Source organism: Nocardioides xinjiangensis, from assembly GCF_017916455.1.
In the GTDB taxonomy this organism is placed as follows: domain Bacteria; phylum Actinomycetota; class Actinomycetes; order Propionibacteriales; family Nocardioidaceae; genus Nocardioides; species Nocardioides xinjiangensis.
Genome location: NZ_JAFMSY010000002.1, coordinates 371,998 through 395,564 on the forward strand (window position 1 = coordinate 371,998; position 23,567 = coordinate 395,564).

The window sequence follows — 23,567 nt, forward strand, 5'->3', positions numbered from 1 at the left end:
TCGGAGGAAAGAGCGTGAAGCTCCTCAACAGGGGACTTGCACTCGCGGTCGTGGGAGCGGGCCTTGCCGCGCTGCCCACGGTCGGCGTGCAGGCAGCACCGGCCGCACGGGCCGACACGAACGGCGTCGCAGCCATGGCCGACCGGGCCAAGGGTCAGGTCGCCGTCACGCGCGAAGAGTCGAACAAGAAGGTCGGCTTCATCCGCGTCAAGGGCGAGGGCGACCTCTTGCCGAGCGTCGAGGGCGACTCCCTCGGCGCGGCGAGGGACAAGGCCGACGCCTACCTCGACCAGTACGCCGCCAACTTCGGCGCGCGTCCCGGTGAGCTCGTCCGCAGCGGTGTCGCGAAGACCGCGGCCGGCTGGACCATCACCTACACCCAGTCCTACAAGGGCGTCGGCGTGTTCGGCTCGATGCTTCGCGTGCAGGTTGACCACGAGGGCGACCTCACCGCCGTCAACGGGTACGCCGCACCCGACCTGTCGCTGTCGGTCGACCCCCGGATCTCCGCGGCCGACGCTGGCAAGCGAGCCGTCGGCCTGGTCCGCGAGGACCCGCCGGCTCACGACGGGGAGACCGCCGACCTCACCGGCATCGCGCCCAAGACGACCGAGCTGGTCGTCTACCGCATGGGTGCCACCCGCGGCGAGACCGGCGAGGCCGTGCTCGCCTACCAGGTCGAGGTCACGAACGAGAACAACATCCGCGACGCCGTCTTCATCGACGCCCAGACCGGCAAGGCGCTGAACCGCTGGTCCATGGCCGCGCACGCGCTCGACCGTGAGCTCTACGAGGCCACCGGCACCGCGCAGAACCCGGTGCTGACCCGCGTGTGGAAGGAGGGCGACCCGGTCGACGGGCTCAACGTCGACCAGCGGAACCTGGTCTACTCCGCCGGCGAGTCCTACTGGCTCTACCGCAACGCCTTCGGTCGCGACTCCTACGACGGCAACGGCGCGGTCATGCGCACGGTCAACAACGACCCACGCATCAGCTGCCCCAACGCCAACTGGAACGGCGTGACGACCAACTACTGCGACGGCGTCACGTCCGACGACATCGTCTCCCACGAGTGGGGCCACGCCTACACCGAGTACACCTCCGGCCTGATCTACCAGTACCAGTCGGGCGCGCTCAACGAGTCGTACTCCGACGTGTGGGGCGAGACGCTCGACCTGGTCAACGGTCGCGAGGACGAGGACGAGGAGTTCACCACCCGGCGCACGGTCGGTGACTGCGACGCGACGGCCCCGCCGGGCCTCGAGATGGCGATCACCGCCCCGGCCAACCTCGCCGGACCGTGCGTCGCCGTGGCGGCCACGGGCGCCAAGCCCTTCACCACCACCGCGATGACGGCGCAGGTCGTCGTGGCGACCGACGCCGCGAACACGACCGGCCCCACGACCACCGACGGCTGCACCGCGTTCACCAACGCCGCCGCGGTCGCCGGCCGGTGGGCCTACGTCGACCGCGGCACGTGCACGTTCGCGACGAAGGTCGCCAACGCGGAGACCGCCGGCGCGACCGGCATCGTGATCGGCAACAACAACGTCGACCCGCCGGCCGGCTTCACCGGCGACCCCGACCTGTACGGCGTGATGGTCTCGCAGGCCGACGGTGCCCGCTTCAAGAGCACCACCAGCCCGGTGACCGTCTCGGTCCGCGCCGAGGACGTCTCCAGTCGTCCCGACACCACCCGGTGGCTCATGGGCGAGAAGTCCGAGGCCTTCGGCGGCGCGATCCGCGACATGTGGAACCCCACGTGCTACGGCGACCCCGGCAAGGTGACGGACGCCGAGTACAAGTGCGACCCCAACGGCTCTGACGCCGGCGGCGTGCACAGCAACTCGGGTGTGCCCAACCACGCCTACGCCCTGGTCGTCGACGGCGGCACCTACAACGGGCAGGCCGTGACCGGCCTCGGCCTCGACAGGGCCGCCGCCATCTGGTGGCGCGCGCAGACGGCGTACCTCACGCCGCAGTCCAACTTCATCGATGCGGCGAACGCCTTCGAGCAGTCGTGCGTCGACCTGGTCGGACAGCCGATCAACAGGCTCACCACGCAGCCCAACGCCATCCCGGTGGCGGCGACGCCCATCACGGCGGACGACTGCGCCTCGGTCCGGGCCGCGACGGCCGCGACGGAGATGCGGACCGAGCCCGTGAAGTGCAACTTCAAGCCGCTGCTCGGCAAGGACGCCCCCGCCACCTGTGGTGCAGGCTTCACCGAGGACGTGCTGTGGAGCGAAGACTTCGAGGACGGCCTGGCCGGCTGGACCCCGAGCCACGAGGTGGTCTTCACCGGCGGGTTCCACGAGCCGTGGCAGGCCCGCGCGTCGGCCCCGGCCGGCACGGGAGCGTCCCACCCGAGCAAGGTGGCGTACGGACCGGCTCCCGACGCGGGCCAGTGCGTCAACGGCCCGGGTGACTTCTCCAGCCGTGACTCGATCACGGGTCCGGTCGTGGAGCTGCCCGACAGCCTCCGCTCGGCGAAGCTCACCTTCGAGCACTACGTCGCCACGGAGATCGGCTACGACGGTGGCAACGTGAAGATGAGCCTCAACGGCGGCCCGTTCACGGTGGTCCCAGCGTCGGCGTTCATCTACAACGCGCCGAAGACGATCACCGGCCCGTCCACCAACACCAACCCGCTCGCCGGCCAGCCCGGCTTCACGGGCACCGACGGTGGGCAGACCAAGGGCAGCTGGGGCGAGTCGCAGGTCGACCTCGCCGCGGCCGGCGCCGACCCGGGTGACACCGTCCAGCTCCGCTTCGACATCGGTCGCGACGGCTGTGGCGGCAACGAGGGCTGGTACGTCGACAACGTGCGAATCGTCGACTGCAAGCTGGTCACCAGGACGACTGCGGTGCACCGGCCCGAGCCCTCCACGTACGGCACCGCCTCGACCGCCGAGGTCACGGTCGAGCGCGACGGCTCCGCCGGCGACGTGCCCGAGGGCACGGTGACCGTCACCGACGCCAGCGGCACGAAGCTGGGCTCTGCCACCCTCGCGGCCGGCAAGGCCTCGGTCACGCTCCCGGCGAACCTCCCTGTGGGCGCGAACAAGCTGACGGCGACGTACTCCGGCAGCGACAGCCTCGCGACCTCTACGGGGACGTTCACCGCCACCGTGGTCGGGAAGGCCGTGAACCGCTCCCGGACCATCGCGAAGGTCTCACCCGTGCGCCCGCGCTTCGGGAACGACTTCACGGTGATCGGCAAGGTCCGGGCCAAGGGCCTGACCCCGCGCAGCAAGGTCGTCTTCCGCATCGACGGCAAGCGGGTCGGCACGCGGAAGCTCGACGACGGCCGGGCCGTCATGACGGTCCGTCGCAACTACGCGGTCGGCAAGCACACCCTGGTCGTCATCTACCGCGGCTCCGCCACGGTGACGGCGAGCAAGGACAAGTTGACGTTCCGCATCCGTCGGCGCTGACCGGCAGCGACCAGCACCACCACGAGGGCCCCGGCGGAGCGATCCGCCGGGGCCCTCTGGCGTCCCGGGGGCGCTCGCTGTGCCGGGCCGAGGAGCGAGTCGGCGTCAGCCGACCTGATCGCGCACCGAGCGCAGCGGCAGGGTGAACGCGAACGTGCTCCCCCGGCCCAGCTCCGACGTCACCGACAGGGTGCCGCCGTGCGATTCCGCGATCCGCTGCGCGATCGGCAGGCCGAGGCCGGTGCCGGGCACGGAGAGCGCGTTGGGGTTGGTGGAGCGGTGGAACGCCGAGAACACGTGCTGCTGGTCCGCCGCGGAGATCCCCAGCCCGGTGTCGGCGACCTGGACGCAGACCTCGTCGTCCGTCGCCGTCATGGTCACCGACACGCTGCCGTCCTCGGGGGTGTACTTCACCGCGTTGTCGACCATGTTGTCGATGACGCGCGCCAGCTCCTCGGGGTCACCGAACACCACGACGGGGCTCCGTCCGGGCGGGTCGAAGTGCAGGCGCACGCCCGCCTGCTTGGCCCGGATGCTCAGCAGGTCCACGCTCGCCTCGCACAGCTCGGCGAGGTCCACGGCGCGGCGTACGGTCTCGCGCCGGCCCTGGACGCGGGAGTAGTGCAGCAGGTTGGCGACCAGGTTGCTGAGCCGCTGCGCGTTGCGGATGATCGCGTCGATCGAGGTCAGGTCGGGGTGCCGGTCCGCGATGAGCTCGGCATGGCCCAGGATCGCGGTGAGGGGCGTCTTCAGCTCGTGGGAGATCGTGGCGATCAGCTCGCTGCGGTAGCGGGCCAGCTCGCGCAGCTCCTGCACGAGTCGCTGCTCGGTCTCCAGCACCCGCGAGGCCCGCACGGTCTGCGCGAGCAGGCGACCGACCTCCAGGATCGCGTCCGCCTCGGCCGGGGTGACCGGGCGGACGTGGCGGGCGAAGCCCAGCACCAGGTAGCCGACGAGGTCCTCCTGCGAGACGAGCGGGCACACGACGGCGCGGTCGACGCGCATCGCGCGCATGAGCTCCTGCATGCGCGCCGCGCTGCGCGGCAGGTGCGCGGAGTCGCCGTCGTCCACGCCGAGCTCGACGAGGGTGGGGCGCCCCTCCATCTCGAGGAGGTCGTCGCGGATCGCCGGGACGTCGTAGTCCGGGGAGTACGGCCGCGGCGTCGCGATCCCGATCTGGCTGCCCTGCGCGTCGGTGGGGAACGTGCGCACGACCGTCTGGACCGTGCCCATCGCCTCCCTCACCGCGGCCACCGCGGTCTCGAGCGCGTCGGTCAGCGCGTGCCCGGTGGCGGCCCCCGCCACGGTCGTCAGCATCCGGTCCAGCCGCAGCCGGTCGGTCAGCCGCTCGCGCTCGCGGGCGTTCGACAGCGCGACGCCCGCCTGCACCGCGAACATCTCCAGCAGCTCGCGGTCGGCCTCGTCGGGCACCCGGCCGTCGGCGGGCAGGTCGACGGCCATGTTGCCCAGCAGCTCGCCCGACGCGGAGTAGAGCGGTGCGTAGAGCGCGTGCTCGGGGTGCCAGGCGTCGGGGTCCGCGCTCGCCTCCACGTCGGGGATCCAGGCGGCGCGCAGCCGCTCCTCCGACATCCGCCCGGCCGGCACGAAGCGGAGGATGCCCCACTTGTCGGCCTCACGGAACTCGTCGAGGATCTGATCGGCCGGCGTGCGGCGGTGCAGGATCTCCGCGACGACCTCCGGCGGCCCGGCGACGTTGGTCATCACCAGCACGTCGCCGTCGAGGCGCGCGATCGCCGCGACGCCGTAGCCCAGCACGTCGACGACGCCGTGGGCGATCTCCTCCAGGATGTCCTGGGTGTCGGTCGAGGAGTTGACGCGTCGCATCAGCTCGGCCAGGCGGCTCAGCGCGCCGTGGTTCCGCGGCATGCCGACCTCCCCACCGAGCTCTCGGGACCCTGGACTGACCACGGGCGACTGTAGGGCGCTCAGGCCTCGATCACCACGGGGATGATCATCGGGCGGCGCCGGTGCGCACGGTTGACCCAGCGGCCCACCACGCGGCGCACCGTCTGCTGCAGCTGGTGGGAGTCGGTGACTCCGTCCTGCACCGCGGCCGTGATCGCGTCGACGATCGGCTGGCGGATCTCGGCGAACGTCGTCTCGTCCTCGGCGAACCCGCGGGCGTGGATCTCCGGACCCGACACGACCTTCCCGGTCACCGAGTCGACCACCACGATCACCGAGAGGAAGCCCTCCTCGCCGAGGATGCGCCGGTCCTTCATCGAGGACTCGGAGATGTCGCCGATGGTCGAGCCGTCGACGAAGACGTACCCGACCTCCACCTTGCCGGCCACCCTCGCCACGCCGTCGACGAGGTCGACGACCACGCCGTCCTCGGCGAGCACGACGTTCTGCACCCCGGTGGCGCGCGCGAGGTCGGCGTTGGCGCGCATGTGCCGGTACTCGCCGTGGACCGGCATCACGTTGCGCGGCTTGACGATGTTGTAGCAGTAGAGCAGCTCGCCGGCGCTGGCGTGGCCGGAGACGTGGACGAGCGCGTTGCCCTTGTGCACGACGTTCGCGCCCAGGCGCGACAGCCCGTTGATGACCCGGTAGACGGCGTTCTCGTTGCCGGGGATCAGCGAGCTCGCGAGCACGACGGTGTCGCCCTCCTCGAGGTGGACGAAGCTGTGGCTGCGCTGGGCGATGCGGCTCAGCGCCGAGAGCGGCTCGCCCTGCGACCCGGTGGAGATCAGCACCTGCTTCTCGGGGGGCAGGTCGGCGAGGTCCTTGGCGTCGACCATCACGCCCGGCGGCACGGTGAGGTAGCCCAGCTCCTGCGCGATCGCCATGTTGCGGACCATCGAGCGACCGACGTAGCCGACCCTGCGCCCGTGCGCGACCGCGGCGTCGAGCACCTGCTGGACGCGGTGCACGTGGGAGGCGAAGCACGCGACGATGATGCGCTGGTCGCTCTTGGCGAAGACCCGCTCGAGCACCGGGGAGATGTCCTTCTCCGAGGTGGTGAAGCCGGGGACCTCCGCGTTGGTGGAGTCGGTGAGGAACAGGTCCACGCCCTCGTCGCCGAGGCGGGCGAACTCGTTGAGGTCGGTGATGCGCCCGTCGAGCGGGAGCTGGTCCATCTTGAAGTCGCCGGTGTGCAGCACCACCCCGGCACCGGTGCGGATCACGACCGCGAGCGCGTCGGGGATCGAGTGGTTCACCGCGACGAACTCGAGGACGAACGGGCCGAAGGTGATCGTCTGCCCCTCCGCGACCTCGAAGTGCACGGTCTCCTTGAGCCGGTGCTCGCGCAGCTTGGAGCCGAGCAGCGCCAGGGTGAGCTTGGAGCCGACCAGCGGGATGTCGCCGCGCTCGCGCAGCAGGTACGGCGTCGCGCCGATGTGGTCCTCGTGGCCGTGGGTGAGCACCAGCGCCTCGACGGCGTCGAGGCGGTCGCGGATCGGCTCGAAGTCGGGGAGGATCAGGTCCACGCCGGGGTGGTGGTCCTCGGGGAACAGCACGCCGCAGTCGACGAGGAGCAACCGGCCGTCGTACTCGAAGGCGGTCATGTTGCGACCGACCTCGCCGAGCCCGCCGAGCGGGATGACCCGGAGGCCTCCGGCCGGGAGGGGGGCGGGCGCGCTCAGGTCGAGGTGCGGGTGGCTCAAGGGAATCCTCTTCGGGTCGTCGTTCAGATCAGGCCGGCGGCAGCCAGGCCGGTGCGCAGCGCTGCCACCTCGTCGTCGTCGAGCGCGACGAGGGGTCCGCGGACGCGGCGGTTGTCGAGCACCCCGAGCAGCTCGAGGGCTGCCTTGGCGGTGGTCGCTCCGTAGTTGGGGACGCCCATCACGGCGTCGAAGGCCGGCAGCAGCGCGGTGTGGAGCCGCAGCGCCTCGGCGTGGTCGCCGCGCACCCAGGCGTCGATCATCGACGCCAGCTGGTTGCCGGCCGCGTGGGCCACGACGGACACCAGGCCGACGCCGCCGTAGGCGAGGTAGCCCAGCGTGGCGACGTCGTCGCCGGAGTACACGGCGTAGCCGAGGTCGACGAGCTGCGCCGTGCGCGGCAGCAGGCCGCTGGCCTCCTTCACCGACACGACGTGGTCGTAGCGGCGCATCGCCTCGTAGGTCTCGAGCTCGATGAGGGTCGCGGTGCGCCCCGGCACGTCGTAGAGCATCACCGGCAGGTCGGTCGCCTCGACCACCGCGGAGAAGTGGTGGCGGAGGCCGACCTGGCCCGGCTTGTTGTAGTACGGGCTCACCAGCAGGATCCCGTCGACGCCGACCTTCTCGGCCTGGCGGGCCAGCTCGACGGAGTGCGCGGTCGCGTTGGTCCCCACGCCGGCGATGACGGTGGCGCGATCGCCGATCGCGTCGTGCACCGCGCGGAGCAGCTCGCCGTCCTCCGCCACCGACGTGGTGGGGCTCTCCCCCGTCGTGCCGCTGACCACGACGCCGTCGTTGCCGTTGTCGACGAGGTGAGCGGCGATGCGCGCGGTGCCGTCGAGGTCGACGCTGCCGTCCTCGTGGAACGCGGTGGCCATCGCCGTGAGGAGACGACCGAACGGGACGCTGGAGCTCATGCCGGAAGGTTATCGCTCCCTCCGGCGCGAGGTGTCGTCGGCGAGCCTGGCGTCGGCGCGCCTACTGTGGAGCATGGCGTACGACGAGGCGCTCGCGCAGCGCATCCACCACCTGCTCGAGGGCGAGCCGGGGCTCACCTCGCGGAAGATGTTCGGCGGCCTCGGCTTCATGCTGGACGGCCGCATGGCGGTCGCGGCCGGCGGCTCCGGCTCGCTCATGGTCCGCGTGGACCCCTCCGACGGCGCGACGTGGGTCGACGGCGCGGCCGTCGCCCCGATGGAGATGCGCGGCCGGGCCCTCGACGGGTGGCTCCTCGTGTCGCGCGACGCCCTGGCGTCCGACGAGCAGCTGCGCCTGTGGGTCGACCGGGGCGTGGCGTTCGTCCGGGCGCTTCCGCCTCGCTGACCCGGGCTGTCGGACCGTCAGGCGGAGCTGCCGGCGCACCGCTTCGTCACCCGTCGGCGAGGGTGGCGCGGATCACCGGCAGCACGTGGTGCTCCAGCATCGGCGCGAGGTCGTCGGGGTGGTCGCGCAGCGGCGTCCACCGGACCTCGGCGATCTCGGCGGAGGCCACCGGGTCGGCGTCGGACTCCACCCAGAAGACCGTCGAGTGCAGGCTGTGGCCCGGCTCGTTGGCCGCCTCGGAGAGGAACTCCCCGAGCAGCGTCGCGGAGCCGATGTCGAGACCGACCTCCTCGCGGGTCTCCCGCAGGGCGGCGTCCAGCGCGGACTCGCCCGGCTCGAGCTTGCCGCCGACGAGCATGAAGCGTGCCGTGCCCTGCTTGCGCACGGTCAGCACGTGCTGGTCGCGGACGAGCGCCACCGCGGCGACGACGATGTGCTTGTCGGCGGCAGCGTCCACGGACCCGAGCATCTCAGGCCGGCCCCGGACAGCACGCAGCCACCCTGACCGGGGCTTACCCGGCGGGTGGCTGCGTGATGCTGCTCGCTGGCCCGTCAGCCGCCTCTCGGCGAACGGCCGCTCGTAGCGGCTAGGGGTGAGGCCCGGGGGCATGATGCGGACCAGCTGACGGGGTCAACGGGAGGGACCGGCGGTTCATTCCCCGGTGGGCCGCATGATCCGAATCACGTCGTGGGGCCTCCCCGGCGGGCCACCGCTGCGTCATGCGGAGCCGCACCCATACGTACGCGTTCGCATGACGCAGGCGGCGGACGTCATGCGGAGCCGCACCTATACGTACGCGTTCGCATGACGCAGGCGGCGGACGTCATGCGGAGCCGCACCTATACGTACGCGTTCGCATGACGCAGGCGGCAGACGGCGTTCCTCGCGCGCGTCGCGCCGGACGTCCCCTAGCCGAGGAGCGCTACGACCCGAGCGCGCGTCGTACGGCCGCGAGCGCCTCGTCGTCTGGCACCCCGAGGGCGCGCACGGCGGTGACGTACGACGCCGCGGCCTCCCGCAGCGACCGGCCGACCCCGCGCCCGGCGACGAACGTGCCGGCTCGTCCGCGGGTCTCGACGACGCCGGTCGCCTCGAGCTCCTTGTAGGCGCGCGCGACGGTGTTGGCGGCCAGGCCCAGCGAGGAGGCGAGCGCCCGCACGGGCGGCAGCCGGTGGCCGGGGGCGAGGGCACCGGTGTCGACCTGCGCGCGGATCCCGTCCCGCACCTGCTCGAAGGGCGGCACGTCCGAGCCGGGGTCGACGGTGAGGTTCACGCCGCGGGGTCCCTGCGCTGCCACCACACCCGGTCGTACCCGTCGTGGTGCTCGCGCCGCGACTCCTCCCACTCGGCGTGGTCGAACACCGGGTAGAAGGCGTCGCCGTCGGGACGCAGCGGCACCTCGGTGATCACCTGCTCGTCGGCGAACGGCAGGGCGGCGGCGTACACCTCGCCCCCACCGGCGACGGCGACGTCCCCGTCGAGCAGGTCGGCCTGCGCCAGGGCCGCCTCGATGCCGTGCGCGACCAGCACGCCGTCGGCCGACCAGTCGGCGTCGCGGGTCAGCACGACCGTGGTCCGCCCGGGCAGCGGCCGGCCGATCGACTCGTAGGTCGTGCGGCCCATCAGCAGGACGCGGCCCATCGTCAGCGCCTTGAACCCCGCCTGCTCGCCCGGGATCGACCAGGGGATGTCGGGACCGCTGCCGATGACCCCGTTCTCGGCCACCGCCGCGACCATCACGACACGCTTGCCACCGGGTGTCATACGGCGATCGGCGCCTTGATGCCCGGGTGCGGGTCGTAGCCCTCGACCGAGATGTCCTCGAGGTCGAAGGCGTCGATCTCGGTGACGTCCGGGTTGAGCACGAGTCGGGGCAGCGGACGCGGCTCGCGGGCGAGCTGGAGCCGCGCCTGCTCGACATGGTTCAGGTAGAGGTGCGCGTCGCCGATCGAGTGCACGAAGTCGCCGACCTCGAGCCCGGTCACCTGGGCGACCATGTGGGTGAGCAGGGCGTAGGAGGCGATGTTGAACGGCACGCCGAGGAAGGTGTCGGCCGAGCGCTGGTAGAGCTGGCAGGACAGGCGGCCGCGACCGGTGTCCGAGGGGGCGACGTAGAACTGGAACAGCGTGTGGCACGGCGGCAGCGCCATGTCGTCGACGTCGGCGACGTTCCACGCCGAGACGATGTGCCGGCGCGAGTCGGGATTGGTGCGGATGCCCTCGACCAGCCGCGCGACCTGGTCGACGTGCCGGCCGTCCGGCGTCGGCCAGGAGCGCCACTGGTGGCCGTAGACGGGGCCGAGGTCGCCGTTGTCGTCCGCCCACTCGTCCCAGATCGTGATGCCGCGGTCCTGCAGCCACTTTACGTTGGTGTCGCCGCGCAGGAACCACAGCAGCTCGCCGAACACCGACCGGGTGTGCACCTTCTTCGTCGTCACGAGCGGGAAGCCCGCGGACAGGTCGAAGCGCATCTGGTGGCCGAACACGCTCAGGGTCCCGGTGCCGGTGCGGTCGGTCTTCTCCACTCCCTCGTCGAGGATCCGCTGGAGCAGGTCGAGGTAAGCGCGCACAGGGCGACTCTACGACCTCGGGACCCGGGCCAGCGCGACGACGCACGAGACGTCGAAGGCGAAGTCCGGGCCGTCGCGCCAGCGTCCGTCCAGGGCGTCGTACGCCTCCCGCACGCGGCCCTGCACGGACGCCGACTGCGCCCGCCAGACGACGCCGAAGCTGCCGACCGCCGTCAGCCCCGCCCACAGGTCGGCAGGGGCGACGCGCCAGCGCCAGGACGCGGTCGCCGCGTCGGTCACCGCCAGGCCCGCCTCGCTGAGGAGCCCTGCCAGCCCGGCGGCGGAGCGCGCGAAGTCGCGGTCCGCCGGGAGGCGCGGCACCGGCGTGGGCACGGCACCGGCGGCGTCGAGGAGCTCGTTCCACAGCACCGCCTGCGGCGGCGGCGCGCTCCCCCAGATCGTCGCCCGCACGTGGCCGCCGGGCGCGGCCACCCGGGCGAGCTCGCGGGCACCGGCCCGCGGGTCGTCGACGTGGTTGAGCACGAAGCCGGCGGTGACCGCGTCGAAGCCGTCGTCGGCGTACGGCAGGTCGGGCAGCGCTCCGACGGCGACCTCGGAGCCGGGGCCGGTCCGGGCCCGGGCCATGGCCGCCATCTCGGGGTCGGGCTCCACGCCGAGGGCGTCGTGGCCCGCCGCGCGCGCCGACTGCACGAGCGTGCCCGTGCCGCAGCCCACGTCGAGCAGGCGGCTCCCGGGCGGGAGATCGTCGAGCAGCGTCGGGACCGCGCCGGCGCACAGGCCGGCGAAGCTCCGCGCGTAGGCCTGCGCCACGCCTGTCCACACTGCTTCCGCCACGGCTCGCGACCCTACGGCCTCCCCGCGATCCCCATACGACCTCGCGACGGCCCCGCGCGTCGTGTCACCGCAACCGGATCGAGCCGTCGACCTGCGTGATGGTCACCGGCTCCCCACAGGTGAGCTCGGCCGTGCACAGCACCAGTGCGCGGCGTCCCGACTCCGACTGACGCACGGCGTCCTCGGCGGCGGGGCGTCGCGAGGAGTCGAGCAGGTGCGCCCACCCGCCGCCCGGCACCGGCACGCTCTGCACGAGCAGGTCGTCCCGCCCGAGCTCCAGCAGTTCCGGCGGCGCGACCGGGTCGTCCAGCGCCTCGGGGACGGCGTCGACGGCGTGCACGTCGCCGTCGGCGTCGACCCGGACCACCTCCCCCGACCCGAGCCGCACCGCCGCTCCGGTGCCCCACGGTACGAACGCGTCGACGTCCGGCAGCCGCACGACCACCTCCGCGAGGTGCAGCTCGCCCTCGGCGTACCAGGTCACGGGCAGCGGGTTGGCCTCCCGTCGCACCTCGGGCGGGGCGGGCCGTGCGGCCCACCAGGCCCACCCGACGGCGAGCACCGACGCGGCCACCAGGCAGGCCAGCGCGCGGCCGGCGGCGCGCCGACGCCGCGCCGAGCGCAGCCGCGAGGCCCGGTCCAGCCAGTCCTCCGGTCCGTCGCCCGGGCGGCGTGGACGTACGCCGTGCGGCACCGGCTCGCCGGGCCGGGCGTCGAGGCCGGCACGCCCCCGCGCCTCGGCCCAGAGGGTGACGTCCACCTGCTCCTCGCGCACGCGCCGCTCCCACGAGCGGTGGCTGGCCAGCAGCGTCTCCGCGACCGCGAGCCGGGCGTCCTCGGCCGGGACGCCCTCGTCCTCCAGCCCGCCGACGAGGTCGGCCCAGCGCGCGTCGACGTACCGGGTGAAGTCCGAGTCCTCCGCCGCGACCACCTCCCGGGGATGCTTCGGAGCCGGGCGGGTGCCGGATGGTCAGGCGGACAGCGACATCGGCCCGTAGACCTGACGGTCGTGCTCGAAGAGCGTCACCGCTGCGACGCCCTGCTCGGCGAGCTCGGCCCACGTCTCGCCGACCCACGACTCGGCGTCGCCCTGGGTGCCGAAGCGCTGGTCGGAGTGACCCGCGACCTCGACCGGCTGGCCGGCCGCGTCCTCGAGGCGCCACCACCACGGCCGATCGGCGGCCGACGGCTGGCGGAAGGTGGGGGGCTGGCCCGGAAGCACGTCAGGACTCCTTCACCGACGTCTCGACGAACGGCGGCTTGACCAGCTGGAAGATCTCGCGCCGGCCGCGGATGTCGACGCCGACCTGCGCGTCCTCGGCGATCGTCGCCGGGATGAGCGCCAGTCCGATGCCCTTCCGCAGCGTCGGGGAGAAGGTGCCCGAGGTGATGTCGGCCAAAGGCACGTCCTGGGTGAGGGTCACGCTCATGCCGGGACGCGGGATGCCGCGCCCGAGGGCGAGCAGTCCCCGCAGGCGTCGCCTCGGCCCCTCCTCCTTGACCCGCAGCACCGCGTCGCGGCCGAAGAAGGCGTCCTTGCGCCACCCGACGGCCCACGACAGCCCCGCCTCGACCGGGTTGGTGTCGAGGCTGATGTCCTGTCCGTGCAGCGGGTAGCCCATCTCGGTGCGGAGGGTGTCGCGGGCGCCGAGGCCGCAGGGGACGATCCCCCACTCCTCGCCGGCCGCCAGCAGGTCGTCCCAGAGCCGACCCGCTGCCTCGTTGGCGACGACCAGCTCGTAGCCGCGCTCGCCGGTGTAGCCCGTGCGGCACACGACGACGCCGGGGCCGTCGCCGCCTCCCGCCGACGCGAGCGGGGCCTCGACGAACGACATGTACTCGTGCCCGGTCGGCAGGCCCACCCTCGCCAGCACCTCGTCGGACCGAGGGCCCTGCACGGCGAGGACCGCGTAGTCGTCGTGGTGGTCGACGACCTCGACGCCCGCCGGCGCGGCCGCCCCGAGGCGGCGCACGACCTCGCCGGCGTTGGCGGCGTTGGGGACCAGCAGCACGTGCTCGTCGTCGTGCCAGTAGGCGATGAGGTCGTCGACGATGCCGCCCGACTCGTCGAGGCACAGGGTGTACTGCGCCTTGCCCGGGCGGATCTTGGCGAGGTCGTTGGACAGCGTGGCGTTGACGAAGTCGGCCGCGCCGGGACCCGACACCATCGCCTTCCCGAGGTGGCTGACGTCGAAGACCCCGACGCCCTCACGGACCGCGGTGTGCTCCTTGACCACGCCGGTCCGGTACTCCAGCGGCATCGACCAGCCGCCGAACTCCGCGAGCTTCGCCCCGAGGGCCTCGTGTCGGTCGTGGAGGGGCGACTGCTTGAGCGATCCGGCCATGCCGCGAAACCTACCTCAGCGTGCGGCGCGTCAGGGCTCGCCTAACATGCCCGGGTGACCTCGTACTCCCTCCGCAGCGCCAGCCCCGCCAAGACCCGAGCCGACGCCGTCGTCGTCGGGGTCGTCGCCGGCCAGGAGGGGCCGCGGCTGTGCGACGCGGCCGCGGACGTCACGGCCGCCTACGGCCGCAGGCTGCGGCCGTTCCTCTCCACGATGGGCGTGACCGGCAAGGCCGGCGAGGCCGTCAAGGCGCCGACCCGCGACGAGGTCAACGCCCCGCTGCTCGTCTTCGTCGGGCTCGGCGAGGACCCGTCCGACCCGGTCGCCGTACGCCGGGCCGCGGGCGTGGCCGCGCGCGGCGTCGCCAACGCCGCCTCGGTCGCCCTCGCGCTCCCGAGCGACACCCCCGAGCTGGTCGCCGCGGTCGTCGAGGGCCACCGCCTCGGTGGCTACACCTTCACCGCCTACAAGTCGACCAAGCCCGAGGCCGGTGAGCCCAACGACGTCGTCGTGCTGACGCCCCTCGCCCGCCGCGCCGAGGCCGCCGAGGCGCTCGAGCGGGCCCAGGTCCTCGCCGACGCGGTCACCCTCGCTCGCGACTGGGTCAACACCCCTCCCCGGGACTGCACTCCCCCGCTGCTGGCCGAGCTCGTGAGCGCCGCGCACAAGGAGGTGACCAAGGGACGCGGGGCACCCAAGGTCCAGCTCGAGGTCTTCGACCACGAGCAGCTAGCCGACATGGGGTGCGGCGGCATCCTCAGCGTCGGCAACTCCTCCGCTTCGCCGTCGCGGCTCGTCAAGCTGACCTGGGCGCCGAAGGATGCGGTGACACACCTCGCGCTGGTCGGCAAGGGCGTCACCTTCGACTCCGGCGGGCTCACCATCAAGCCGTCCTCGAGCATGCTGAACATGAAGGGCGACATGGCCGGGGCCGCGAACGTCGTCGCGGCGACCCTGGCGATCGCCCGCCTCGGGCTGCCGGTGAAGGTCACGGCGTACGCGCCGATGGCCGAGAACATGGTCTCGGGCACGGCGACGCGTCCCGGCGACGTCATCACGATGCGCAACGGCACCACCGTGGAGATCGCCAACACCGACGCCGAAGGGCGGATGCTGCTCGGCGACGCGCTCGCGCTGGCGGTCGAGGAGGGACCCGACGTCGTCGTCGACATCGCCACCCTCACCGGTCACATGCAGCTCGCGCTGGGCGACAAGGTGGGTGCCGTGATGGGCACCGACGACCAGGTCCCGGCCGTCCTGGCGGCGGGCGTCGCCGCCGGTGAGCAGCACTGGCACATGCCGATCCCGGAGGAGATGGCGGAGCGGATCAGCAGCTCCAAGGTCGCCGACCTGCTCCAGCACGACTGGGTGCGGTGGGGCGGCGGACTGTACGCCTCGGCGTTCCTGCGCGAGTTCACCGGCGGGCTGCCGTGGGCGCACCTCGACATCGCCGGCAAGGAGATCAACACCGGCAGCCCCTACGGCCACGTCCCCGCGGGCGCGACCGGGTTCGGGGTCACCACGCTCGTCGAGTACGCGCGCTCGCTCGCCACCTCAGCCGGCTGATCACCTGCGCAGCACCCAGGCGACCACCTCGGCGCGGCTGGTGAGCCCGAGCTTGGCCAGCACGTGCCGCACGTGGGTCTCCACCGTGCGCTCGGAGAGGTAGAGCCGCTGCGCGATGGCGCGGTTGCTCAGGCCCTCGGCCACCAGACCGGCCACCTCGCGCTCGCGCGGGGTCAGCGGGCCCGCCGTGGGGGGCAGCGCGCCGAGCAGCCGCTCGGCGGTCGCGAGCGGGCCGGGCATGTCGAGCCGCCGGAGCTCGCCCACCGCGGCGGCCAGCAGCTGCCGCACCTCCTCCCGGCTGTCGTCCCCCGGCGAGCCGTCGGGCTCCAGCAGCGCCTGCGCCAGCCCGAGACGGCTCAGCGCCGTGAACGGCCGCGCCCCGATGCGGGCGTTGAGCGCCACGGCGTCGCGGTAGTGCCGCACGGCGAGGTCGGGCCGCCCGGCGACCCGCGCGTAGTCGCCGAGCGACCGCGCGACGGCGCCGTCGCTGAAGACCCCGCCCGAGCCGTCGCCGCTGTACTCGTGGGCGAACGGCAGGAACAGGTCGTAGGCCTCGGCGCACACCTCGGCGTCCTTGAGGATCACCGCGACCGCAGCCACCTGGCCGATGGTGCCGGCCCAGCGGACCCCCACCGGGTACGTCGACGGCAGGTGGCGGAACCGCTCGAACTCGGCGCGCGCGGTGTCGAGGTCCCCCGCGAGCGCGTGGAGCATCGGCCTGGCCACCTGCACCACCGGGAACGGCGGCGCGTGCGCGAGCATCCACTCCCACGCCTGCGGCTCGTCGTCGTACACGCCGCGCACCCGCATCAGCTCGATGCGGAAGGCGTGGTCCATCCCGGCCATGCCGAGGTCGCCGATCTGCTCGGCGACGACGCGGGCGGCGTCGTTCGTCGCCCGGGCGGTCGCGAAGTCCCCGACCAGCGCCTCCCGCACCGCGCGGTAGCGGAGGTGGTGCCAGCGGGCGAGGACGGACCCGTGCCGACGTGCGACCGCCTCGACCTGGGCCAGCTCCTCGTCGACCGCCGCCATGTTGCCCAGCTGGAAGGCGGCGTCCAGTCGCCACAGGTGGCCCCACAGCGCCGCCACCGGCCGCCGGGCGGCAGCGCCGAGCTCCACGGCCCGACGGCCCAGGTCGAGCCGTTCGCGCACCGTGTGCGGGACGCTGATGGTGAGGTGACGGGCCGCGATGCTGTCCAGGATCGCGTCCTGGTCACCGGACCGCTCCGCCTCGGCGAGCGCCTCTTCCGCCAGCGCGCCTGCGCGGGCTCCCTGGTCGGTCTCGGCCGCGCCCACGGCCAGCTGCGCCAGCAGGCGCGCCCGCACGGCGCGGTCGCCGGCGTCCACGCACGCCAGCGCGCGGGTGCCGAGCTCGGTCACCACGCGGTTGGCGCCGGGATCGCCCAGGCCCTGCACCACCAGCGCCGCGCTGGCGAGCAGGTCCGAGCGACCCGCCGCCTCAGCCAGCGCGGCCGCCTCCTGGCAGGTCCGCAGGGCCTCCGGCACACGGTCACCGAGGAACTGCGCCTCGGCGAGGCGCACCAGCACGCCGGCGAGGGCCTCGCCGGACGCGCCCGAGCGCCGTGCCGCCTCGACGGCGAGCGCGGCGAAGCCCACCGCGTCGTCGAAGGCCAGGCACGCGCGTGCCTCGTCGTCGGCCACCTCGGCCCAGCGCGCGCACCGCCGGGCGTCCTCCTGACCGCCGGCCCGGTGCCAGTGGTGGGCGATCGAGCCGGCCGCGGTGCGCGGCGCGGTGATCCCGGTCGTGCTGCCGGAGCCGGGCCCCGTCCCTGTCGTCGCCTCCAGGGCCGCCGCGGCAGCGCGGTGCAGCGTGCGCCGACGCTCCGTCGGCACGCCGGCGTACACCGCGTCGCGCACCAGGGCGTGCTGGAAGCGCAGCTCCCCGGGCGCCGAGTCCTGCAGCAACCCCACGGCGACCAGCTCGTCGAGCAGCGCCCGCACCCGGTCGTCCCGCTCCCCCACCACCTCGGCGAGCACGTCGGGAGCCACCCGCTCCCCCAGGACCGCAGCGGCCTCGGCCACCTCGCGGGCCTCCACGTCGAGCGGGTCGAGCCGGGCGGCGACCACCCGCCGCAGGCGCGGGCGCTGCCCCACCAGCCGGCCGACCTCGTCGTCCTCCACCGGCAGGTCCCGGCGCCCGAGCTCCTCGGCGAGCAGCCGCACCAGGAGCGGGTTCCCCGAGGTGGCCCGCCACAGCGTCGCAGCGCGACGGACCCGCTCGAGGTGGCCGCCGGGCAGGTGCGGCACCCAGGCCGCCACGTCGGCAGCGGTGAGCCCGGCCAGCGCCACCGACACCGCGGCGTCGCTGCGCAGGAGGTCGGGCTCGGCGTCGGCCAGCGGGCCGTGCGCGCCCTCGCGGCTGGTGAGCAACATCGCGACGCGACTGTGGCGCAGCTCGGCGACCAGGTGACGCACCAGGAGGACCGACGTGTGGTCCGCCCAGTGCATGTCCTCGAGCACCAGCAGCAGGCCGTCTGGGCCGGACCTGTCGCGGATGACGTCGGCGACGGCGACGAACAGCTCGAACCGGGCGGCGGGATTCTGGTCGGCGCTGCGCGCCGGCAACAGGCGCGTCGCCTCGGGCCAGTCCCGCATGGCGCGCAGCCACGGCCACAGCGGCGGCGCGCCCGGGTCGTCGACCGCGTACCCGAGCGCGACGCCCATGCGCTCGCCCCGGGCCGCGGCACAGGCCGCCTCGGCCACGACCGTCTTGCCGATGCCCGCCGGTCCGGTCACCAGCAGGAGCCGCCCCTGCCCCGCCCGGGCTTCGGTCAGCGCGCGCCGGACCTGCGCGAGCTCCTCCGACCGCCCGACCACGACGCCCATCAGCCCAGTATCGCGCTGAGACACGGTCCCGGTCAGTCCCGCGGCCGCGCCGGATCAGTGGGGGGATGCGTGCTGGCACTGACGCGACCTGCGGCGCACGGCACGAGGCTTTGGCGAAGGAGTTCCCACACCAGCCCCGACCCACAGGAGGAGTCATGCACGCCGAGATCGTCTACTTCGACGGGCCACGCAGCCCGGAGATCGTGGCCGCCAGCACCCGCGCCGGTCGCGACCGCATCGAGCCGGCACTGGCGGCCGACGAGCGCTTCCGCGAGGAGCACGTCGCCACCCTCGTGCTGCGCCAGCCCCACGGCGCCGAGGCGGTCGTCGTGTGCACCCGCACCGAGGCGGGCCTCGACCTCGTGCGCGAGATCGTGATGAACACCGAGCTGATGCCCGGCGAGGACCCCGCCCTGCTCACCGACCCCGACCGGGTCGAGCGCTACGTCGTGGAGCACATGACCACGACGTCGGCGCCGTTCGAGGCGGTGTCGTCATGATCGCCACCGCCGACACGCTCGCCCTCGCGACCGGGCGGTGGGCCTGCCTGCTGCCGCTGACCGAGGCGCGCTTCGCGGTGCACAACTTCGGGGTCGGCACCGTGCGCGGCCGGATCCCGGTCCGCGAGGCGTCGTTCGAGGTGGACACCGCTGGCGAGCCGGTGCGGCTGCACGCGGCGCTCGACCTGACCGGCATCGACACCGGCAACAGCCGGCGCGACCGCGACCTCCGTTCGCCCCGCCTGCTGGACACGGAGCGGTACCCCGCTCTCGCCTTCGACGGGGGACCGGCGCGCCGCTCCGGTGCGCACACGTGGCAGGTGCCGGGCCGGCTCACCGGCCACGGGGCCCTGGTCGAGCTGGTCCTGGAGGTGACCGCGACCGAGCAGACGCGGGACCGGTGCACCTTCCGCGCCGGCGCCGAGCTCGACCGGCGCCGGCTCGGGGTGACCGCTCCCGCGTTCCTCATCGGGCACCGGGTCCGGGTGGAGATCGACGCCGCGTTCGCCCCACCCGCGCGGACCTCCTCGGGACCAGACCGAGGAGCGTGACGACCCGCGCGCTCGCGGGTCCGTGGACCGGCGGCCCTACAGGCCGCCGGTCTCCTTCTTGCGCCGGTTGTAGTCGCGCATCCGCTGCGGCACGCCGACCACCGCGGCGTCGTACGACGGCACGCGGTGGCGATTGGCGAACTCGTGCGCCCACTTCACGCTCGGCACCCGCCGGCGGGTCCACTCACCGTCGTGCGCGACCAGCAGGATCGTCACGTCGCTGACCGCGGTGCGCGGCTCGACGAAGCCCTCCACGCCCTGCCTGGTGGCGACGAAGCTCTCCAGGTGCCGCAGGTCCTCGCTGTCGGCGGCGCGCACCCGGGTGGAGCCGGTCCGGGCGGCGTCGCGCGCCGGAGCACTCGTGCGCCCCTTGCGGCGGAATCGGTCGAACAGGCCCATGGCGCACATTGTGCCGGGCGCCCGTGCGCGACGCCTGAGTTCGGTCCGACCCGGTGTGGACAGGCTCACGAAGAGTGCAAAGATGGTCGCGCCCAACCAGGGCGTGAGCAGACAGCATGCGGAGGGAAATCTGTGGCGGACGGTGAGTTCGACGTCCTCGTCCTCGGGGCTGGTTCGGGCGGCTACGCCTGCGCCCTGCGAGCGGCCCAGCTGGGGCTGAGCGTCGGTCTGGTCGAGAAGGGCAACCTCGGCGGCACGTGCCTGCACGTGGGGTGCATCCCGACCAAGGCCCTCCTCCACGCCGCCGAGGTCGCCGACTCGGCCCGCGACGCCGCACGGTTCGGCGTGACCGCCACCCTCGACGGCATCGACATGGCCGGCGTGAACTCCTACAAGGACAAGGTCGTCGACCGGCTCTTCAAGGGCCTGACCGGCCTGGTCAAGTCGCGCGGCATCACGGTCATCCAGGGCACGGGCACGCTGACCGGCCCGCGGGAGGTGACCGTCGACGGCACGGCGTACACCGGGCGATCGGTGGTCCTGGCCTCCGGCTCCTACAGCAAGTCGCTGCCCGGCCTCGACGTCGACGGCGAGAAGGTCATCACCTCCGAGCACGCGCTGCGCCTCGACCGCGTCCCGGCGTCGGTGATCGTGCTGGGCGGCGGCGTCATCGGCTGCGAGTTCGCCAGCGTGTGGCGGTCCTTCGGCGCCGAGGTGACCATCGTCGAGGCCCTCCCCCGGCTCGTCGCCGCCGAGGACGAGGCGTCCTCCAAGGCCCTCGAGCGCGCGTTCCGCAAGCGCGGGATCGCCTTCCACACCGGCACCCCGTTCCAGAGCGTGAAGACCACCGACACCGGCGTCGCGGTGACCGTCGAGGGCGGTGACGTGCTCGAGGCCGAGGTGCTGCTCGTGGCGGTCGGCCGCGGTCCGTCCACCGACGGGCTGGGGTACGCCGAGCAGGGCATCGCGATGGAGCGCGGCTTCGTCCTCACCGACGAGCGCTGCCGCACCAATGTCGACGGCGTGTACGCCGTGGGCGACATCGTCCCGGGCCTGCAGCTCGCCCACCGCGGGTTCCAGCAGGGGATCTTCGTCGCGGAGGAGATCGCCGGGCTCGACCCGCGGCCCGTGGACGAGTCGGGCATCCCGCGCGTCACCTACTCCCACCCCGAGATCGCCTCCGTCGGTCTCGACGAGGCCCGGGCGCGGGAGCTGCACGGCGACGCGGTGACGACGGTGACCTACGACCTCGGCGGCAACGGCAAGAGCCAGATCCTGCAGACCCAGGGCTTCGTCAAGCTCGTCGGCCTCGCCGACGGCCCGGTCCTCGGCGTCCACATGGTGGGCGATCGGGTCGGCGAGCTCATCGGCGAGGCGCAGCTGATCTACAACTGGGAGGCGCACGCCGAGGACGTCGCACCGCTCGTGCACGCCCATCCCACCCAGAACGAGGCCCTCGGCGAGGCCCACCTGGCGCTGGCGGGCAAGCCGCTCCACGCGCACTCCTGACCCCTCCGCACCACCGAATCCCCACCCACACGCGAGCGAAGGAACCACATTGGCCTCCGAAGTCACCCTCCCCGCACTCGGCGAGTCCGTCACCGAGGGCACCGTCACCCGCTGGCTCAAGCAGGTCGGTGACACGGTTGCCGTCGACGAGCCGCTGCTGGAGGTCTCCACCGACAAGGTCGACACCGAGATCCCGTCCCCGGTCGCCGGCACGCTGCTGGAGATCAAGGCCAACGAGGACGACACCGTCGAGGTGGGGGCCGTCCTGGCCGTCGTCGGCGAGGAGGGCGAGTCGGCCGGGGACGTCTCCGGCTCCGCCGAGCCCGAGGCGCAGCCCCAGGACGAGCAGGAGTCGGAGAAGAAGGCCGAGCAGGAGGAGCAGGTCGCCGAGGAGACCGGTGACCTGCCCCCGGGCGACGAGACGCCGGAGTCGGAGAAGGCCGACGCCCCGGCGCAGTCCGAGCCGGCCGCCGAGCAGGCCTCCTCCGGTGGCTCCGGTGTGTCCGGCGGCGGGGGTGGCGGCACCCCCGTCACGCTGCCGGCCCTCGGCGAGTCCGTCACCGAGGGCACCGTCACCCGCTGGCTCAAGCAGGTCGGTGACGAGGTCGCCGTCGACGAGCCGCTCCTCGAGGTCTCCACCGACAAGGTCGACACCGAGATCCCCTCCCCGGTCGCCGGCACCCTGCTGGAGATCAAGGCCAACGAGGACGAGACCGTCGAGGTCGGCGCCGAGCTCGCCGTCATCGGCTCCGGCGACGCGGGCGGCCAGCCGCAGTCCGCCGAGGCCCAGCCGAAGGACGAGGAGAACGCCCAGAAGAAGGCCGAGCAGGAGCAGCAGATCGCCGAGGAGAAGGGCGATCTGCCCGCCGGCGACGAGACGCCGGAGTCGGACAAGCAGGACTCCCCCGCCCCCCAGCAGCAGGACCAGCAGCAGGACCAGCAGCAGGGCCAGCAGCAGGGCCAGCAGCAGGGCCAGCAGCAGGAGGTGGAGCCGGAGGCGAAGGGCGAGGCGCCCTACGCGCCCGCCCCGCAGGGCGAGCCCGAGCCGCAGCGCACCGACGCCGCCGCCCAGCCGCCGGCGCCCTCCGCGCCCCCGGCCGGTGGCTCGTCCGAGGGTGGCCGGGACCAGTCGGCGTACGTCACCCCGCTGGTGCGGAAGATGGCCGACCAGCACGGCGTGGACCTCGCCTCGGTGCAGGGCACCGGGGTGGGCGGGCGCATCCGCAAGCAGGACGTCCTCGACGCGGCCGCCGCCCAGCAGCAGTCCCAGCAGCAGTCCCAGCAGCAGGCCCCGGCCGCCGCTGCTGCCGGTGCCCCGCCGGCGGCCGCCGCGCCGTCGTCGGCGTCCCCGTCGCCGCTGCGCGGCACCACCGAGCCGCTGTCGCGACTGCGCAAGGTCATCGCCACGCGGATGACCGAGTCGCTCCACGAGGCCGCCCAGCTGACCCAGGTGACCGAGGTCGACGTCACCGCCATCGCTCGCATGCGGGAGGCCGTCAAGGCCGACTTCCTGGCGCGCGAGGGCGTGAAGCTGACCTACCTGCCGTTCTTCGCCAAGGCGGCCATCGACGCGCTCAAGCTGCACCCGAAGCTCAACGCCGCCATCGACGCGGAGAAGGGCGAGGTGACCTACTACGACCGCGAGAACATCGCGTTCGCCGTGGACACCGAGAAGGGCCTGCTGACGCCGGTCGTCAAGGAGGCGGGCGACCTCTCGATCGCCGGCCTGGCCAAGAAGATCGCCGACGTCGCCGAGCGCACCCGCACCAACAAGATCACGCCCGACGAGCTGTCCGGCGGCACGTTCACGATCACCAACCTCGGCAGCTTCGGGGCGCTCTTCGACACCCCGATCATCAACAAGCCGCAGGTCGCGATCTTGGGCCCGGGCGCGGTGGTCAAGCGTCCCGTCGTGATCGACGACCCCAACCTCGGCGAGACGATCGCGGTGCGCCACATGGTCTACCTGTCGCTGACCTACGACCACCGCTTGGTGGACGGCGCCGACGCCGGCCGCTTCCTGCAGGAGGTCAAGAAGCGCCTGCAGGCGGGTCAGTTCGAGGTCTGAGCCCCGTTCCTCCACAGGACCCCGATC

At 73.3% G+C, this 23,567-nt stretch carries 20 protein-coding genes; 7 read left to right on the forward strand and 13 right to left on the reverse strand.

The annotated features are described in order from the left end of the window. Positions 1-14: 14 nt before the first annotated feature. Positions 15-3,437 carry a M4 family metallopeptidase gene (locus J3P38_RS17810; protein ID WP_307807896.1) on the forward strand — a complete coding sequence of 1,141 codons (3,423 nt, stop codon included), beginning with the start codon at positions 15-17 and terminating at the stop codon, positions 3,435-3,437. Positions 3,438-3,542: 105 nt separating this feature from the next. Here the strand turns inward: J3P38_RS17810 and J3P38_RS12690 are convergent, their stop codons facing one another. Genes J3P38_RS12690 through dapA form a run of 3 tightly spaced genes read right to left on the reverse strand, consistent with a single transcriptional unit; the run spans position 3,543 to position 7,983 of the window. Further along, entirely contained in the window at positions 3,543-5,324 is a 1,782-nt protein-coding gene (locus J3P38_RS12690) for a sensor histidine kinase (RefSeq protein ID WP_210503890.1), read from the reverse strand. A 59-nt stretch (positions 5,325-5,383) separates the two neighbouring features. Beyond that, entirely contained in the window at positions 5,384-7,069 is a 1,686-nt protein-coding gene (locus tag J3P38_RS12695) for a ribonuclease J (protein ID WP_210503891.1), read from the reverse strand. Between the two features lie 23 nt (positions 7,070-7,092). Continuing rightward, positions 7,093-7,983, reverse strand: coding sequence for a 4-hydroxy-tetrahydrodipicolinate synthase (dapA, locus tag J3P38_RS12700; protein ID WP_210441244.1), 891 nt, complete (start codon positions 7,981-7,983; stop codon positions 7,093-7,095). Between dapA and J3P38_RS12705 the strand changes: the two genes are divergently transcribed. Next, the gene (locus tag J3P38_RS12705; RefSeq protein ID WP_210503892.1) at positions 7,982-8,389 is read left to right on the forward strand and encodes a TfoX/Sxy family protein; all 408 of its coding nucleotides are present in this window, start codon (positions 7,982-7,984) and stop codon (positions 8,387-8,389) included. The genes dapA and J3P38_RS12705 overlap by 2 nt on opposite strands. Before the next feature lie 46 nt (positions 8,390-8,435). On the opposite strand, the gene J3P38_RS12710 is transcribed toward J3P38_RS12705, so the two are convergent. The 8 genes from J3P38_RS12710 to gcvT form a co-directional block, all read right to left on the reverse strand. Beyond that, entirely contained in the window at positions 8,436-8,846 is a 411-nt protein-coding gene (locus J3P38_RS12710) for an NUDIX hydrolase (protein WP_307807897.1), read from the reverse strand. 466 nt (positions 8,847-9,312) lie between these two features. Next, on the reverse strand, positions 9,313-9,663 hold the full coding sequence (locus J3P38_RS18425; RefSeq protein WP_210503894.1) for a GntR family transcriptional regulator: 351 nt from the start codon (positions 9,661-9,663) through the stop codon (positions 9,313-9,315). Continuing rightward, positions 9,660-10,154 (reverse strand): dihydrofolate reductase, encoded by a 495-nt coding sequence (locus J3P38_RS12720; protein WP_210503895.1) that lies wholly within the window; start codon positions 10,152-10,154, stop codon positions 9,660-9,662. The genes J3P38_RS18425 and J3P38_RS12720 overlap by 4 nt, the downstream gene beginning before the upstream one ends. Next, a complete protein-coding gene (locus tag J3P38_RS12725) occupies positions 10,151-10,960 on the reverse strand; it encodes a thymidylate synthase (RefSeq protein ID WP_210503896.1) in 810 nt (269 codons plus the stop codon). Before J3P38_RS12725 ends, J3P38_RS12720 begins: the two co-directional genes overlap by 4 nt. Positions 10,961-10,969: 9 nt before the next feature. Further along, complete coding sequence (locus J3P38_RS12730; protein ID WP_210503897.1) at positions 10,970-11,755, reverse strand: class I SAM-dependent methyltransferase; 786 nt, start codon at positions 11,753-11,755, stop codon at positions 10,970-10,972. Between the two features lie 64 nt (positions 11,756-11,819). Next, positions 11,820-12,686: a hypothetical protein gene (locus tag J3P38_RS12735; protein ID WP_210503898.1), complete on the reverse strand. Its 867-nt coding sequence runs from the start codon at positions 12,684-12,686 to the stop codon at positions 11,820-11,822. A 39-nt stretch (positions 12,687-12,725) separates the two neighbouring features. Then, positions 12,726-12,977, reverse strand: coding sequence for a hypothetical protein (locus J3P38_RS12740; protein WP_210503899.1), 252 nt, complete (start codon positions 12,975-12,977; stop codon positions 12,726-12,728). A 1-nt stretch (position 12,978) separates the two neighbouring features. After that, a complete protein-coding gene (gcvT, locus tag J3P38_RS12745; RefSeq protein WP_210503900.1) occupies positions 12,979-14,100 on the reverse strand; it encodes a glycine cleavage system aminomethyltransferase GcvT in 1,122 nt (373 codons plus the stop codon). A gap of 54 nt (positions 14,101-14,154) precedes the next feature. On the opposite strand from gcvT, the gene J3P38_RS12750 reads away from it, so the two are divergent. Continuing rightward, positions 14,155-15,666 (forward strand): leucyl aminopeptidase, encoded by a 1,512-nt coding sequence (locus J3P38_RS12750; RefSeq protein ID WP_210503901.1) that lies wholly within the window; start codon positions 14,155-14,157, stop codon positions 15,664-15,666. On the opposite strand, the gene J3P38_RS18150 is transcribed toward J3P38_RS12750, so the two are convergent. Beyond that, on the reverse strand, positions 15,667-18,513 hold the full coding sequence (locus J3P38_RS18150) for an ATP-binding protein (RefSeq protein ID WP_210503902.1): 2,847 nt from the start codon (positions 18,511-18,513) through the stop codon (positions 15,667-15,669). 155 nt (positions 18,514-18,668) lie between these two features. On the opposite strand from J3P38_RS18150, the gene J3P38_RS12760 reads away from it, so the two are divergent. Next, positions 18,669-19,013, forward strand: coding sequence for a hypothetical protein (locus tag J3P38_RS12760; protein ID WP_210503903.1), 345 nt, complete (start codon positions 18,669-18,671; stop codon positions 19,011-19,013). Beyond that, the gene (locus J3P38_RS12765) at positions 19,010-19,564 is read left to right on the forward strand and encodes a YceI family protein (RefSeq protein WP_210503904.1); all 555 of its coding nucleotides are present in this window, start codon (positions 19,010-19,012) and stop codon (positions 19,562-19,564) included. Before J3P38_RS12760 ends, J3P38_RS12765 begins: the two co-directional genes overlap by 4 nt. Before the next feature lie 36 nt (positions 19,565-19,600). Here the strand turns inward: J3P38_RS12765 and J3P38_RS12770 are convergent, their stop codons facing one another. After that, positions 19,601-19,963, reverse strand: coding sequence for a hypothetical protein (locus J3P38_RS12770; protein WP_246851239.1), 363 nt, complete (start codon positions 19,961-19,963; stop codon positions 19,601-19,603). A 132-nt stretch (positions 19,964-20,095) separates the two neighbouring features. Here J3P38_RS12770 and lpdA point away from each other — a divergent pair, with 132 nt between their 5' ends. Together lpdA and sucB are read left to right on the forward strand one after the other, a co-directional pair. Beyond that, complete coding sequence (gene lpdA, locus J3P38_RS12775) at positions 20,096-21,472, forward strand: dihydrolipoyl dehydrogenase (protein ID WP_210503905.1); 1,377 nt, start codon at positions 20,096-20,098, stop codon at positions 21,470-21,472. A 49-nt stretch (positions 21,473-21,521) separates the two neighbouring features. Further along, a complete protein-coding gene (gene sucB / locus J3P38_RS12780; RefSeq protein ID WP_210503906.1) occupies positions 21,522-23,540 on the forward strand; it encodes a 2-oxoglutarate dehydrogenase, E2 component, dihydrolipoamide succinyltransferase in 2,019 nt (672 codons plus the stop codon). Positions 23,541-23,567 lie beyond the last annotated feature (27 nt).

Coding starts and splice junctions, on each gene's coding strand:
- J3P38_RS12690 (WP_210503890.1), bottom strand. CDS start 5,324: ATGCCGCGGAACCACGGCGCGCTGAGCCGCCTGGCCGAGCTGATGCGA.
- J3P38_RS12705 (WP_210503892.1), top strand. CDS start 7,982: ATGCCGGAAGGTTATCGCTCCCTCCGGCGCGAGGTGTCGTCGGCGAGC.
- dapA (WP_210441244.1), bottom strand. CDS start 7,983: ATGAGCTCCAGCGTCCCGTTCGGTCGTCTCCTCACGGCGATGGCCACC.
- J3P38_RS12720 (WP_210503895.1), bottom strand. CDS start 10,154: ATGACACCCGGTGGCAAGCGTGTCGTGATGGTCGCGGCGGTGGCCGAG.
- gcvT (WP_210503900.1), bottom strand. CDS start 14,100: ATGGCCGGATCGCTCAAGCAGTCGCCCCTCCACGACCGACACGAGGCC.
- J3P38_RS18150 (WP_210503902.1), bottom strand. CDS start 18,513: ATGGGCGTCGTGGTCGGGCGGTCGGAGGAGCTCGCGCAGGTCCGGCGC.
- J3P38_RS12760 (WP_210503903.1), top strand. CDS start 18,669: ATGCACGCCGAGATCGTCTACTTCGACGGGCCACGCAGCCCGGAGATC.
- J3P38_RS12765 (WP_210503904.1), top strand. CDS start 19,010: ATGATCGCCACCGCCGACACGCTCGCCCTCGCGACCGGGCGGTGGGCC.
- J3P38_RS12770 (WP_246851239.1), bottom strand. CDS start 19,963: ATGGGCCTGTTCGACCGATTCCGCCGCAAGGGGCGCACGAGTGCTCCG.